This is a genomic window from Haloterrigena alkaliphila, assembly GCF_017352155.2.
Lineage (GTDB): Archaea > Halobacteriota > Halobacteria > Halobacteriales > Natrialbaceae > Haloterrigena > Haloterrigena alkaliphila.
In genome coordinates this window covers 2,203,169-2,214,918 of sequence record NZ_CP071462.1, presented here as the reverse complement: position 1 = coordinate 2,214,918, position 11,750 = coordinate 2,203,169, and the positions used below count along the sequence as shown (strand labels likewise).

General features: G+C 65.6%; 16 protein-coding genes. 8 read left to right on the top strand and 8 right to left on the bottom strand.

The features are described from left to right. Positions 1 to 23: 23 nt before the first annotated feature. The 3 genes from J0X25_RS29575 (at position 24) to J0X25_RS29565 (ending at position 1,208) form a co-directional block, all read left to right on the top strand. Entirely contained in the window at positions 24 to 284 is a 261-nt protein-coding gene (locus tag J0X25_RS29575) for a MoaD-like domain-containing protein (protein ID WP_207287504.1), read from the top strand. Further along, entirely contained in the window at positions 284 to 670 is a 387-nt protein-coding gene (locus tag J0X25_RS29570; RefSeq protein ID WP_207287503.1) for a DUF8048 family protein, read from the top strand. Before J0X25_RS29575 ends, J0X25_RS29570 begins: the two co-directional genes overlap by 1 nt. Positions 671 to 755: 85 nt before the next feature. Continuing rightward, entirely contained in the window at positions 756 to 1,208 is a 453-nt protein-coding gene (locus J0X25_RS29565; protein ID WP_207287502.1) for a pyridoxamine 5'-phosphate oxidase family protein, read from the top strand. 27 nt (positions 1,209 to 1,235) lie between these two features. On the opposite strand, the gene J0X25_RS29560 is transcribed toward J0X25_RS29565, so the two are convergent. Both J0X25_RS29560 and J0X25_RS29555 read right to left on the bottom strand, forming a co-directional pair. After that, the gene (locus tag J0X25_RS29560; RefSeq protein WP_207287501.1) at positions 1,236 to 1,385 is read right to left on the bottom strand and encodes a DUF7560 family zinc ribbon protein; all 150 of its coding nucleotides are present in this window, start codon (positions 1,383 to 1,385) and stop codon (positions 1,236 to 1,238) included. Positions 1,386 to 1,521: 136 nt separating this feature from the next. Then, positions 1,522 to 2,184 (bottom strand): helix-turn-helix domain-containing protein, encoded by a 663-nt coding sequence (locus J0X25_RS29555; protein WP_207287500.1) that lies wholly within the window; start codon positions 2,182 to 2,184, stop codon positions 1,522 to 1,524. Positions 2,185 to 2,458: 274 nt separating this feature from the next. Between J0X25_RS29555 and J0X25_RS29550 the strand changes: the two genes are divergently transcribed. After that, positions 2,459 to 2,845, top strand: a complete 387-nt coding sequence (locus J0X25_RS29550) for a winged helix-turn-helix domain-containing protein (protein ID WP_207287499.1) — start codon at positions 2,459 to 2,461, stop codon at positions 2,843 to 2,845. Between the two features lie 272 nt (positions 2,846 to 3,117). Here the strand turns inward: J0X25_RS29550 and J0X25_RS29545 are convergent, their stop codons facing one another. The 3 genes from J0X25_RS29545 to J0X25_RS29535 form a co-directional block, all read right to left on the bottom strand. Continuing rightward, positions 3,118 to 3,561 carry a hypothetical protein gene (locus J0X25_RS29545; protein ID WP_207287498.1) on the bottom strand — a complete coding sequence of 148 codons (444 nt, stop codon included), beginning with the start codon at positions 3,559 to 3,561 and terminating at the stop codon, positions 3,118 to 3,120. Positions 3,562 to 3,719: 158 nt separating this feature from the next. Beyond that, positions 3,720 to 4,043, bottom strand: coding sequence for a DMT family transporter (locus tag J0X25_RS29540; protein ID WP_207287497.1), 324 nt, complete (start codon positions 4,041 to 4,043; stop codon positions 3,720 to 3,722). 345 nt (positions 4,044 to 4,388) lie between these two features. Continuing rightward, positions 4,389 to 4,802, bottom strand: a complete 414-nt coding sequence (locus tag J0X25_RS29535) for a helix-turn-helix domain-containing protein (RefSeq protein ID WP_207290890.1) — start codon at positions 4,800 to 4,802, stop codon at positions 4,389 to 4,391. A 98-nt stretch (positions 4,803 to 4,900) separates the two neighbouring features. Between J0X25_RS29535 and J0X25_RS29530 the strand changes: the two genes are divergently transcribed. After that, entirely contained in the window at positions 4,901 to 5,521 is a 621-nt protein-coding gene (locus J0X25_RS29530) for a DUF7509 family protein (protein WP_207287496.1), read from the top strand. A 23-nt stretch (positions 5,522 to 5,544) separates the two neighbouring features. Here J0X25_RS29530 and J0X25_RS29525 read toward each other — a convergent pair whose 3' ends face one another. The 3 genes from J0X25_RS29525 to J0X25_RS29515 all read right to left on the bottom strand — a co-directional run bounded on the left by J0X25_RS29525 (position 5,545) and on the right by J0X25_RS29515 (position 9,983). Beyond that, the gene (locus J0X25_RS29525) at positions 5,545 to 7,467 is read right to left on the bottom strand and encodes an aldehyde ferredoxin oxidoreductase family protein (RefSeq protein WP_207287495.1); all 1,923 of its coding nucleotides are present in this window, start codon (positions 7,465 to 7,467) and stop codon (positions 5,545 to 5,547) included. 312 nt (positions 7,468 to 7,779) lie between these two features. After that, positions 7,780 to 7,974 (bottom strand): DUF1328 family protein, encoded by a 195-nt coding sequence (locus tag J0X25_RS29520; protein ID WP_207287494.1) that lies wholly within the window; start codon positions 7,972 to 7,974, stop codon positions 7,780 to 7,782. A gap of 98 nt (positions 7,975 to 8,072) precedes the next feature. Continuing rightward, positions 8,073 to 9,983 (bottom strand): bacterio-opsin activator domain-containing protein, encoded by a 1,911-nt coding sequence (locus J0X25_RS29515; protein ID WP_207287493.1) that lies wholly within the window; start codon positions 9,981 to 9,983, stop codon positions 8,073 to 8,075. 110 nt (positions 9,984 to 10,093) lie between these two features. Between J0X25_RS29515 and J0X25_RS29510 the strand changes: the two genes are divergently transcribed. The 3 genes from J0X25_RS29510 to J0X25_RS29500 all read left to right on the top strand — a co-directional run bounded on the left by J0X25_RS29510 (position 10,094) and on the right by J0X25_RS29500 (position 11,724). Further along, positions 10,094 to 10,285 carry an HVO_0649 family zinc finger protein gene (locus tag J0X25_RS29510; RefSeq protein ID WP_207287492.1) on the top strand — a complete coding sequence of 64 codons (192 nt, stop codon included), beginning with the start codon at positions 10,094 to 10,096 and terminating at the stop codon, positions 10,283 to 10,285. A gap of 412 nt (positions 10,286 to 10,697) precedes the next feature. Beyond that, on the top strand, positions 10,698 to 11,363 hold the full coding sequence (locus J0X25_RS29505; RefSeq protein ID WP_207287491.1) for a helix-turn-helix domain-containing protein: 666 nt from the start codon (positions 10,698 to 10,700) through the stop codon (positions 11,361 to 11,363). Positions 11,364 to 11,466: 103 nt separating this feature from the next. Beyond that, positions 11,467 to 11,724 (top strand): HalOD1 output domain-containing protein, encoded by a 258-nt coding sequence (locus J0X25_RS29500; RefSeq protein WP_207287490.1) that lies wholly within the window; start codon positions 11,467 to 11,469, stop codon positions 11,722 to 11,724. Positions 11,725 to 11,750 lie beyond the last annotated feature (26 nt).

The following is an 11,750-nucleotide window of genomic DNA, read 5'->3' as shown; positions in this document are numbered from 1 at the left end:
GGTCGGGATCCCGAAGCACGGCTATGGCAACGCGCGTCGAACGCTCCTTTCGCGGCATCTCCGAACGGTTGGCGATCCGCTACCTGACGAACCTCGGCGGCGAGCGCGTCGACGAGGACACCGTTACGGGCGAGGACTGGACCGCCACGATCTCCGCGGAGAAAGTCGGCATCGGCCCGTCGCTCCAACTGACCGAGGTGACGGTCGTCTTCGAGGGCGACGAGGCCACTCTCGAGTCGCTCGTCGACGACTTCGCGCGGAAAGCGATGCGAGCGGGTGGCTGATGTCCGGCGAGCCGATCGAGGGGCAGATCCTCCTGCTCACGGCCGCGAAGGCCAGCGTCGCGTCGACGCGACTGCCGGAACTCGTCGAGCGCGCGCAGGCCCACCTTGCACCCGAACGCGAGCGCTACCGGCAGGAGTACGAACGCGTTCATGCAGGCGACCAGCGCGAGGCGTTCCTGGTCGAGTGGGGCCACTGGGACGCGCTGGGCGAGGCTCTCGAGGCGAGCGAGCGGGAACTGTCGGCGATCCGGCGGGCCCACGAGGAGCAACTGTTGCGGATCGGCCGGCGGACCGACCGCGAGGACGAGTTCGAGACGGCCCTCGAGATCCGGGAGCCGGTCTGTATCGGGACGAACGACGACAGCGGGCGCGAAGCGAAGCGCTAACCCGACGACGGCGGTCCGAGACGGAGCGTCGGCGGCGATGGCAACTATAAAGAGCGTGTTCCCCCATGCTCAATGCACTGAGACGATGGCTATCGATCAGGAGACCGATATGGGCGACGCGGAGATCGACGAGTTCCTCGGCGAGCACGAGACGGGCGTCCTGTCGCTCGCGCGGACCGACGATCCCTACGCGATTCCGATCTCGTACGGCTACGATCGGGACGAGCGGGAGTTCTACATGCGGCTGGTATCGACGCCGGAGAGCGAGAAGCGGGAATTCCTCGAGTCGTCACCGGCGGCGCGCCTCGTCGTCTACGACGAGCAGGATTCGAGCTATCGGAGCGTCATCGCCACGGGGAGCCTCGAGAACATCCCGCCGGCGGAGCTGACGCCGGACCAGATCGCCCAGTACGGCCAGGCGAAGCGGCCGCTGTTCGAGATCTGGGCGCAGGGAAAAGAGGACCTCGACATCGAACTCTATCGGCTGGATCCGGACTCGCTCAACGGACGGCGGACCGAAGTCGATCGCGAGGAGTAGCGTCGGACGCCATCGGGTCTCGGAAACTCAGTTCGTCTGTTGCTCGGCGGCGAAGGCCGCGGTCGTGACGTCGGCGCCACAGACCGGACAGCCGTGTTCTAGCGTGGCCTCGCGCATCTCCTCGTTGACCTCGATCGCCTGACCGCACTCGGGACAGGTGAATTCGTATCTACTCATGACGGGGGCGTGATTCGTGTGTACCGTGGGTCGCCTACGTTCATAGCTGTGCGTCCACTATATATAGGGTTGCGGTTCGGCACCGAACGCCAGTAGTTCCCGAAGCGTTTTTGAACGATGATCGACCGAGGGCCGGTCAGTCCTCGTAGTCGAGGATCGCGTCGAGGAGCTTCGTCTGTGCGGCCGCGAGGTGTTCGGTCAGCGTCGTCGCGGAGATCTCGAGTTCAGCGGCGACCTCGCCGGCGTTGGCCCGCTTTGGGTGCTCGAAGTACCCCATCCGGTGGGCCGTCTCGAGCACCTCGAGCTGACGGGCGGTCAGCGTGCTCCGGTCGACGAAGACGAGGGTCCCCTCGTCGTGGTCCTGCTGGGACTGGAGCAGCCGCTGGACGTCGAGGGTCGAACACCGCTCCATGAGGTCGCCGATGATCGCCTGCAGTCCCTCCATGTCCGGCGCGTGGAAGGTCAGGTACAGCGACGAGCCCCGCGTTCGGACGTCGGTCACGGGCGAGTCGTGGCGCTCGACGCACTCGCAGGGACACCCCTGTCCGAGTTCGCGCGTAAAGCGATAGACCTCGCCCGAGCCGTAGGAAAACACCCGCGACGGCTCGGGGTCGACGTCGAACGCGTCGGGGTACTCCTCGGCCTCGAGCAGGAACTCCTCGGTGACGCGCTCGGGCGCGTCCGGATTCGTGCTCTTCGAAACGGAGTGGACCCGTCCGCTCGCCGCCGCGGACGCCGCCGTGACGACGCAGCCGGCGGGGTCCTCGATCTTTACTTCCGCCCGAATCCCCGAAGGCATAGCTGTCCCTGCGGCACCCGGCCTCCTAAACCCTGTGTCCTGTCCCGTTTCGGTCCGAGCGTCGACCCGCTACTGGGCCCGCTCGGTGCGAGTCGCCCCCTGTCCAATATAGATCGATCCCCCTCGCTCGAGCGGGGCCGGGCCACCCGCCGTCCGGCCGCCGACGAACGCCGCTGACAGCGGTTCGCACGGCGATTTTCGACGCCCCATATAAAGGGCCACGATTTAGTGGGACTCATTTGGAGGGCCACCGGCCAGTAGTAGAGAGTAGACGATGTCCGCTACGAACTCCACTACGAAGCGAGGATGGCCCGCAACCGACGACGCGACCGACGCCGGCGCGGTGCTCGGCGCCCTGGACGACGACGCCTGCCGAGCCATCCTCGAGGCGACGAGCGAGGAGTCGCTGACCGCGACGGAACTCTCCGAGCAGTGTGACATCCCGACGTCGACGGCCTACCGGAAAGTCGAGAAGCTGACCGAGGCCGAACTGGTCGAGGAGCGCGTCCGGATCAACACCTCCGGCAAGCACGCGACCGAGTACCGCACGTCCTTCGACGACGTACTCGTCTCGCTCGACGACGGCGAACTCGAGATCGAGTTGACGAAACCGAGCGTCGAGAACGAGGCCGGCGCGAACTACGCCGTCGCCGACGACTGAGCGCCGCCGACGGACCCGACCGAACCGCTTGCACGACCACTGCTCGGCGACGTCGTAGCGGACCCACGACGGCCGCGCAGATCGAACGTTTATTCGGCTATCACCCCCGCTATCGGCGGATTCGCTCCGAGGGATAGTTCGCTCGAGGCGTCCGTTCTCGATACCCGTTCGGAGTTCGTCTGCGGCGATCGGCTCCCGTTTCTGCTTCTCTCGATCCCCACCCTCGTCGGCGCCATCGCGAGCGCGGTAACGGTCGTCCTCGCCGGGCTCGCTCAGTCATCGGCGAGGACTGCCCCGAAGAGCAAGGGCGCGGTGAGGAGCGTCAGCGGCACGAGTATCCACACCTGCCCCGCGAAGACGTCGTATTGCGCGAGGGTCGCGCTGACCGGCGTTCCCTCGAGGGCACCGACGAGGAACTCGAACCCGACCGTCAGCACCGTCCAGAGGATCCCGACGAGCAGCAGTTCGGCCCGCGAGTAGTCGATCGACGAGCGCGCGAAGTAGAGGGCCGAGAGGACGAGAACCGCGGCGATCAGGAGCGCCGTACTGAGGACGTGACCGGTGTACTCCCCCACTCGGGGGATGAGCACGGTTTCCCTGAAGCCCCCGTTGGCGACGGCGACGACCGCCATCACCACCCAGAGACCGAGCGGGAAGACGAACACGGACGGCCGGAACGACCGTCGCTGGACGGGGGCGGACAGGATCGGAGTCATTGGAAGCGCTCTCGACCGACTACGACGTGCGACGTGAAAGAAGTAGGAGATGAGTCACTGATTTCGATACCGCCTTCGGACCGGGCCGCTCGCTCGCGCCTCGAGCGGACCGAGAGCTGCGTTCGAACCGAGCGGAGCCGTGCGACGCCGAGACCGAGTTAGTGGGCGCCGGAAACGGCGTGGAGGCCGACGATACCGACGACGATCACGCCGATGAACAGCATCCGGGCGAGGGTGGCCGGTTCGTCGAAGAGGACGATCCCGAGCGAGGCCGTCCCGACGGCGCCGATCCCCGTCCAGACTGCGTACGCCGTGCCGATGGGGAGGTCTTCGACGGCCCGTGCCAACAGTACCATGCTGATGACGAGGGCGACGACGGTGCCGAGCGTCGGCACCGGTTTCGAGAGGCCGTCCGAGTACTGGAGGCCGATCGCCCAGCCGATTTCGAACACGCCCGCGAGTACCAGGAGATACCACGACATTTCGACCGCACCTCGTCGTCGGATCCGTCTATAGCTTCTGTTGTTCACTACGCTGTAACGGATTTCGAACGGAATCGAGCGGCCGCCCTCGTTGGGTGCGGTGACCGCCGACTCCCGGATGGTCTGCACCGCCTACTGGTGGCCTTCTGTGAACGTACGCCGTCGCCGTTCGCGCGGCGGCGTTTTTTCGCCGGGCGATCGATCGCGGCACTCGCCGTCCCCGAGTCAGGTCCGCTCCTCGAATGGGTTCCGGAACGAGACGCCGCGGCGTGACCTCGCGCGAATCCGCTTCGCTCACGCCCGAGGGTGCAACGCGGAGAGGAGTGGTTCGGACGTCGAGCGGGCTCAGTCGCCGTCGCGGCTACTATCGTACGCCTCGCGGAAGTCCCGTTCGCGTCGGATGAGTTCCTCGAGGCCGTGCTCGAGAATCACGTCGCCGAGCACCGTCGACCGATAGTAGGTGTAGAGGCCGTCGCGGTCCCGCTCCGTACGGACACGCTTCTCGACGAGCCCCACGTCGCGGAGTTCGTTGAGGTGGTAGTGGAGCGTGCTGTCGTCCACGTCCATCACCGCGTCGAGTTCCGTGGGCGTCAGTTCGTCCGCGTGAGAGAGCCGATAGACGATCTCGAACCGAGTCCGGTTCGCGATCGCGGCCTGCATGTCGAGATACTCCTCGAGAGAGAGCACGCTCCGTTCCGGAAGGAGGTCTTCCGGATCCTCCGGCGCATCGTCGCCGATCCGCGTGGTTTTCGTCCCCATCATGTATCGGACTACGCCCCACCGTGATTTAGTCTTTGTCAAGCCAATATCCACTGAAAATGCCCTCTTTTATATATCCGCCACGAATCGTTCCCGCCGTGACTTCGGAGATCACCCGGGAACTCATCACCCGCCAACTGGGGGACGTCTCGTACGACAGGTTTCTTCTCTACCTGATGGGTCCGTACAAGTCGTTCAACTTGAACTACGTCTTGACTGACGAGGAGCGAGCGGAGGTAGACGTCGACTCCCTTCCCGGTCCGCTCAGGAAACTCTTTCAGAACGAGGACTCGATCGACGAAGCGAAAGCCCTGCTACGACGTCTTCAAGGGAATCTCCGGGCCGATCCGGGGGTGAATGCGTTTCTCGCAGTCGACGTGAACGTCGACACGGACGAAGTCGACGCAGTGACCCAGAGTATCGAGTTTTCTAGCTGTGCGAACGCGACGGTGTTCGTTCTGCCGTTTCTCGGCCACAACTTCGGGGTCGGAGAGGAGGCGGGAAGTATCTTGGAGAATCTCGCGGAAACCCACGGCGACAGGATCGTCTTCGTTTACGAGGCGAACGTGACCAGCGAGATGATCAGGTCGGCTCGAACGCGATGGGATCTGCGCATCGAAACGTACGAGACGGAAACGGAACTGGTCGACACGGTGAGACGGTTCGTCGTCACCACGATGAACCGCGAGCGATTCGGCGACCTCGAGTTCCCGGGCTGACGACACCCGTCAGCGAGCGACGATCAGTCGTCGGCCGGCGCCGGCGAATCGCCTGCGGAGACGCCCGTGCCCGGACCGATATCGATCCCGAGGTCGTCAAGTTTCTCGTCGGGGACGACGCCGTCGACCCAGCCGCGGTGGTCGTAGTACTCTTCTTTCATCTCCTCGAGTTCGCAGTACTCGCCCTCGCTGGCGCCCTGGCCGGGGATGCCGTCCTCGAGGAAGCGCGCGGGCAGCGAGTCGTCGCTGCCGTCGAAGCCGTTGAGGTTGTTGTAGTAGCGCTCGAGGTTGTAGATGCGCTCGCCGGCCTCGAGCAGTTCCTCCTCGCCGACGTCGCGGCCGGTCATCCCGTTGTACTGGAGGACGTACTCCTCGATGCCCTCCGCGAAGGCGTTGAACTTGCAGATGTCGAACGAGTCGCTGATGGCGTGGAGGTCCTGGAACTGGGCGGTGAGTTCGCCCTTCCCCTCGTACTCGTAGGGATCGACCTTCTCGGGGATGCCGAGGATCTCCGCGGCTGGCGTGTAGCCCCGCAGGTGGCAGGCCCCGCGGTTCGAGGTGGCGTAGCCGATGCCCATCCCCTTCATGCAACGGGGGTCGTAGGCCGCGATGGTCTGGCCCTTGACGGCCAGCGAATTCTCCGCGGCGTCCTTCCGGTCGGCGACGCGCTTCGGTCCCTCGGCGAGCAGGTCGGCGAGGTCGTCCTCGCGGTAGGCGATCCGCTCGATCAGGTCGAGCATCGTCTCGTGGTCGCCCCACTCGAGTTCGCCTTCGTCCTCGAGTTTGCCCTCCTCGGACATCTCCATGGCCATCGCCATCATGTTGCCAGTGTCGATGGTGTCGACGCCCATGTCGTTACAGCGGTCGATCATGAGGGCGACCTTGTCTCGGTCGGTGTGGCCGGAGTTCGGCCCGAGCGCGTAGGCCGACTCGTACTCGTAGGACTCGGTGCGGACGTTCAGCTCCTCGCCCTTGTGCATCGCCGTCACCTCGACTTCCTTCTTGCAGGCGACCGGGCAGGAGTGGCAGGTCGGCTCGTCGACGAGGATGTTCTCTCGGACGTTCTCGCCGGAGACGCGCTCGGCGTCGATGTCGACGCCCTCGGCCTCGCGCATGGCCTCGGTCGAGGTGTACCGGCCGTTCTTCGTCGGGAGGCCGTCCATCTCCTCGCCGATGTTCATCAGGACGTTCGTCCCGTACATCGAGAGGCCGCCCTCGTTGGGCGCGGTGACCTCCGACTCCTGAATGGCCTGCATCGCCTGCTGGTGGCCCTCCGTGAACGTCTCCGAGTCGGCCGGCTTCGGCATTTTCGTCGTCGACTTGACGACGACCGCCTTGAGGTTCTTCGACCCCATCACGCAGCCGGTACCGCCCCGGCCCGAGGCCCGATCGTCCTCGTTCATGATGCAGGCGTACTTGACGCCGTTCTCGCCGCCGGGACCGATCCCCATGATGCTGAGGTTCTTCCCGTAGGCGCCCTCGACCTCCTCCTCGATCGCGTCTCGAGTGTCGTGGAAGCCCTCACCCCAGAGGTGCGAGGCGTCTCGCAGTTCGACTTCGCCGTCCTCGACGACGGCGTAGACCGGTTCGTCCGCCTGTCCCTCGAACAGCAGGCCGTCGAAACCGGCCCACTTGAGCCGGGCGCCCGACCAGCCGCCGTGGTGGCTGTCCGTGACGGTGCCGGTCAACGGCGACTTCGTACAGACCGCGATCCGCCCGCTCATGGTCACCTGCGTGCCCGACAGCGGCCCGTTCATGAACGCGAGCAAGTTGTCGGGCCCGAGCGGGTCGACGTCCGGTCCCTGCTCGAAGACGTACTTCACCCCGAGGCCGCGCGCACCGATGTACTTCTCCGCGTCCTCGTCGTCGATCGACTCGTAGGCGACGTCCCCCTCCGAAAGGTCGATACGAGCGACGTGATCCTGGAATCCTCCCATATCAGTCATGATAACTCCACACCGTTCATTTGGACGGCTATCCTGTTAGGCGTTCTCACCCAGACGTAACCAGATGTGGTTATTATCTCCGAGGGAGAAATTCCAGACGGATCCGAAGAGAGGGGAGACCGCGTTGAATTATCGACTCGAGAACTGGCGAGCAAAAACTGCCAGATCGTAACCCGTGATACATCCGGCACACTGCGCCGGTGACTCGAGACGGCAATGCGACTCGAGGACGGATCCATCACTGCCACCGAAGCGTCGCCGGTGGCCCGTTCGCGGGCTCGCGCCACCGAGTCGCAGGCCGGCCGTCGGCCGCTACAACAGTAACGCGACGATCGCGAGGATGATGAAGATCAGCACGAAGATCCGGGCGATCTCCATCGAGACGCCCGCGACGCCGCGGGCACCGACGGCTGCGGCGACGATCGCGAGCACGAAGAAGATCAGCGCCCAGTACAGGAATCCACCGCCGCCCATCTGAAGCGGAACCGCCGTTACACTGTCGAGCATATCCCGAGCTATCACGAGCCGACGGATAAATATCCGCGACCGTCCAACCCATAACTCGGGGCTACAGTCCGTTAGGACGGCCATTCCGGCCTGCAGTATCAGCCCGAAGACTCAGTATCTCCGAAGAAGGCGTGACACAGCTTTTTCTCGGCCGTTCGCAGGTGTTCGTGAAACGTCGGCCGCGAGACGCCCATCGACTGGGCGAGTTCTTCGCCCGTCGTCGGACGGGGCCACTCGAAGTAGCCGCTCAGATACGCCCGCTGGATCGCGGCGAACTGGCGCTCGGTGAGGTCGCGCTCGAGGCGGGCCGCGAACTCCTGGCGGGTCTCGCCCTCGCGCTCGCGTTGCTGAAACGAGACGATGTCCGTCCCGGCGTAGCGGTCCTCGAGCGCCTCGACGATCGACCGAACGTTGGCCGATCGGGGGATCTCGAGGGTCACGCGGGCCCGGCCGTCCTCGCTCTCGATCGCCTCGAGGCGAACGCCTCGCTCGGAGAGCCAGCCGACCAGTTCGTCGCCGCCCGCGAGTTCGATCAGACACTCTCCCTCGCGCTCGAGGACGACGCGACAGTCCAGCTCGGCGGCGTCGGCCGCGGCGGCGAGGTCGGCGGCGGTCGCGTCGGGGCCGGTGACGGTGAACAGCGACGCGGTCTCGTCGTCGGTCCGGTGGACCGACCGGCGGTACTCGAGTCTGCAGTCGGCCGCGGCGGAGAGCGCGACCGGAGCCAGCGCTTGGTCGGTCAGCGCGAGTTCGACGGCGACGACGGCGTCGGTCTCGAGCACGCGGCTGGTCTCGCGGGCGTTGACGCCGCTGGCGACCGCGCGGGCTAGCGCCGAGAGGATCACCGTCTCCCGCTCGTCGATCGTTCGCTCCCGGTCGGTCCGGACGGTGAGCACGCCGTACTCGATGCCGTTGTACGACAGCGGGAACGACGCGTGGGTCCGCCCCTCGAGCGCGTCGGTCGTGGCGGCGTTCTCGGCGAGCGCGGCGGCCGCGGGGTGGGCCGCGTCGACCGGGACGCCCCTCGACTCGTCGGCGTACTCGCCGGCCCCCGCCCGGACGTCGATCGTTCCCGTCGCGGGATTGCGCTCGCCGATCCAGGCGCCGTCGTAGGCCGACTCCGCGGCGATCCGGTCGCAGACTTCGGCCTCGAGTTCCGCGCGATCGGTCGAGCCCGCCACGACGGCCGTGACGTCCTGGATCAGCCCCTCCACGCGCTCGAGGATGTACTCGAGTTCCGCGGTGCGGCGCTCGAGTTCCAGTTCGGCCTCCTTGCGCGCCGTGACGTCGTTCTGGAACCCGACGTAGTGGGTGACCGCACCGTCCTCGTCGCGGACCGGTGCGATCGTCACCTCGTTCCAGAACTCGGTGCCGTCCTTGCGGTAGTTCTGCAGTTCGACGGTGACCGGCCGATCCTCGTCGATCGCCGCGGCCATCTCGGCGATCGCCGTTTCGCTCGAGTCCTCGCCCTGCAGGAACCGACAGTTGCGGCCGACGACCTCGTCGTAGCCGTAGCCGGTGATCTCCTGGTAGGCGTCGTTAACGTAGACCAGCGGGTTGTCCTCCCGATCCGGATCGGAGATGGTGATCCCGACCGGCGCCTCGTTGATGGCGCGGTCCTTGACGACGCGGTCGCGGTCGGTCGCCTCGCGCCCCGTCGCCTCGTCCTCGAGTCGATCGAACGTGATCGTCGCGCCGTCGACCGCGCGATGGACGCGGGCGTCGTACTCGTCCTCACCCGCCTCGAGCGAGACGCGGCGCGCGGTTCCGACCGTCGTCTCCTCGATCGCCGCCTCGAGTGGCCCCCAGCACGCGATCGCCGTACTCGCCTCCCACTCGCCGGCCCCGTCCTCGCTCTCGGTCGGCGCGTCCAGTCCGAACGCGTCCCGCGCCGCGCCGTTGGCGTACGTGATCGTCCCGTCGGTGACGGCGACGACGGGATCGACGACGGCCTCGAGTGCGGCGGCCGCGATCCGACCCTCGCTCCCCGCCGTATCGGCGTTCTCCATAGCCTCCTCTTGGGAAGCGAGCGCCGTAAGAACCCCGGTGCTCGATCGACCGATCAGCGATCGGACGGGCGGGCTAGCATGTTATGTGATAGCGTATCATATAGAGACATATGCGCACGTATCGATCGCCGTTCGAGCGACTTCGGGCGAAATTCGACGAATCGGACCCCGAATGTCCGGCCTGCGGCTACTCCGACGAGAACACCAACTGGCGCGTCACCACGACGGGCGACCGCGTCACCTACCAGTTCGTCTGCCCGACCTGCGAGGCCGTCGAAACCCGGGAGATGCGCCTCGCGTAGGGAGGCGTCCGTCGCCGTCGCGAGCGAGGCCCTCGCGCTCGAGTAGCCGACGGACCGACGGGCGAGACCAGTCCTCCGCGCCCGGCCGGCGCGGAAGTTCAAGGCGATAAGCCCGCGCCGACGGTGTCCCCGGTCCGACCGAGGAGCGCTCCGAAGACCAATACGACGGGCCGTCCGCTCGCCCGGTGAATCCTATTCTGCTATACCAAATCCGCTCGATCGCGGCGAGGACCGCTCTCGAGGAGGCGGCCGGTGCCGTCGCCATCGAGAACATCCTCTCCGACGAGTTCGATCAGGCTGAGGCGACGAGAGCGACGCCTTCGGCCTCGAGTAGCGACTCGAGCGGGAAAACTGTCAATCCCCGTTCGAACCATCGTTTTCCGTCTCGGACCGATACGTCGAGGTGAGACCGATGACCCGGAGTTTCATCGCCGAGATGACCATCTCGCACCCCGATCTCCCGTTAACTCCGTCGATTCGGTCGACCGACGCGAAAATAACGGTTGAGTCTCAACCGTTGACGTATGACGAAGCGTCGGGGACGATTCTCTTCTACTCCGTCACGTGCAGCGATTACCGGGAGTTCGAATCCGCGCTCGCGACCGATCACACGGTCACTGACTGGGAAGCGACGATGACGTTTCCGGACTGTCGCGTCTACCAGATCTACCACAGTTCCGAGACGAAATTTACCACGCCCGAGATAGCCGACCTCGGTCTACAGGTGCTCACCATTCGTACCGTCGATCGGAACTGGAACCTGCGGCTACACGCGCCCGATCGGGAACGCCTCGGCGACTACTGGCAGTTCTGTCGCGCGGAGAAGGTACAGTTCGACCTCGAGAAGATCTACAGCACCGAACCGCAAGCGAACGCGTTCTACGGCGATCGCGCCGAGATCTCCCTGACCGAACGCCAGCGGGAAGTCGCCCGTACCGCGGCCCGAACGGGGTATTACGAACCGGAGGGCGCGAGCGCGGCCGAAGTTGCCGACGAACTCGATATCTCGCCATCGACGCTGTCGACGCACCTGCGACGGATCATGGCCAAAGTGTTCCGCCAACTGTTCGACGACTGACCGACTCGGAGGACGACAATCGCTCGTCCCGGTATCGCCCCCGTCATAAAAAGGGGAAGAATACGACGGTAGATTCGAGGGGGCGGGCGGACATTATTCGGTAATGTGTGAATCTGAGATCTCCGTGTCGCTATCGAACGAGACGCCGAGTTTGGAGCTCATCGAACAGGTCGCTTCGCTCGAGGAAACCGATCCGATGGCGTTACCCCCGCTGTACGACGCCATCGATCCCGAAGCGTTGGACTCGCTCTGTCGCTCGTCGGCTTCCGACGGCGCGATGACCGAACCGACGGTCCACTTCACGTACTGCGGATACGACGTTCGCGTCGGCGCGGCCGGCGACGTCGCGGTCTCCGAGTGACGCCGCGCCGATAACGTGGCGGCTCG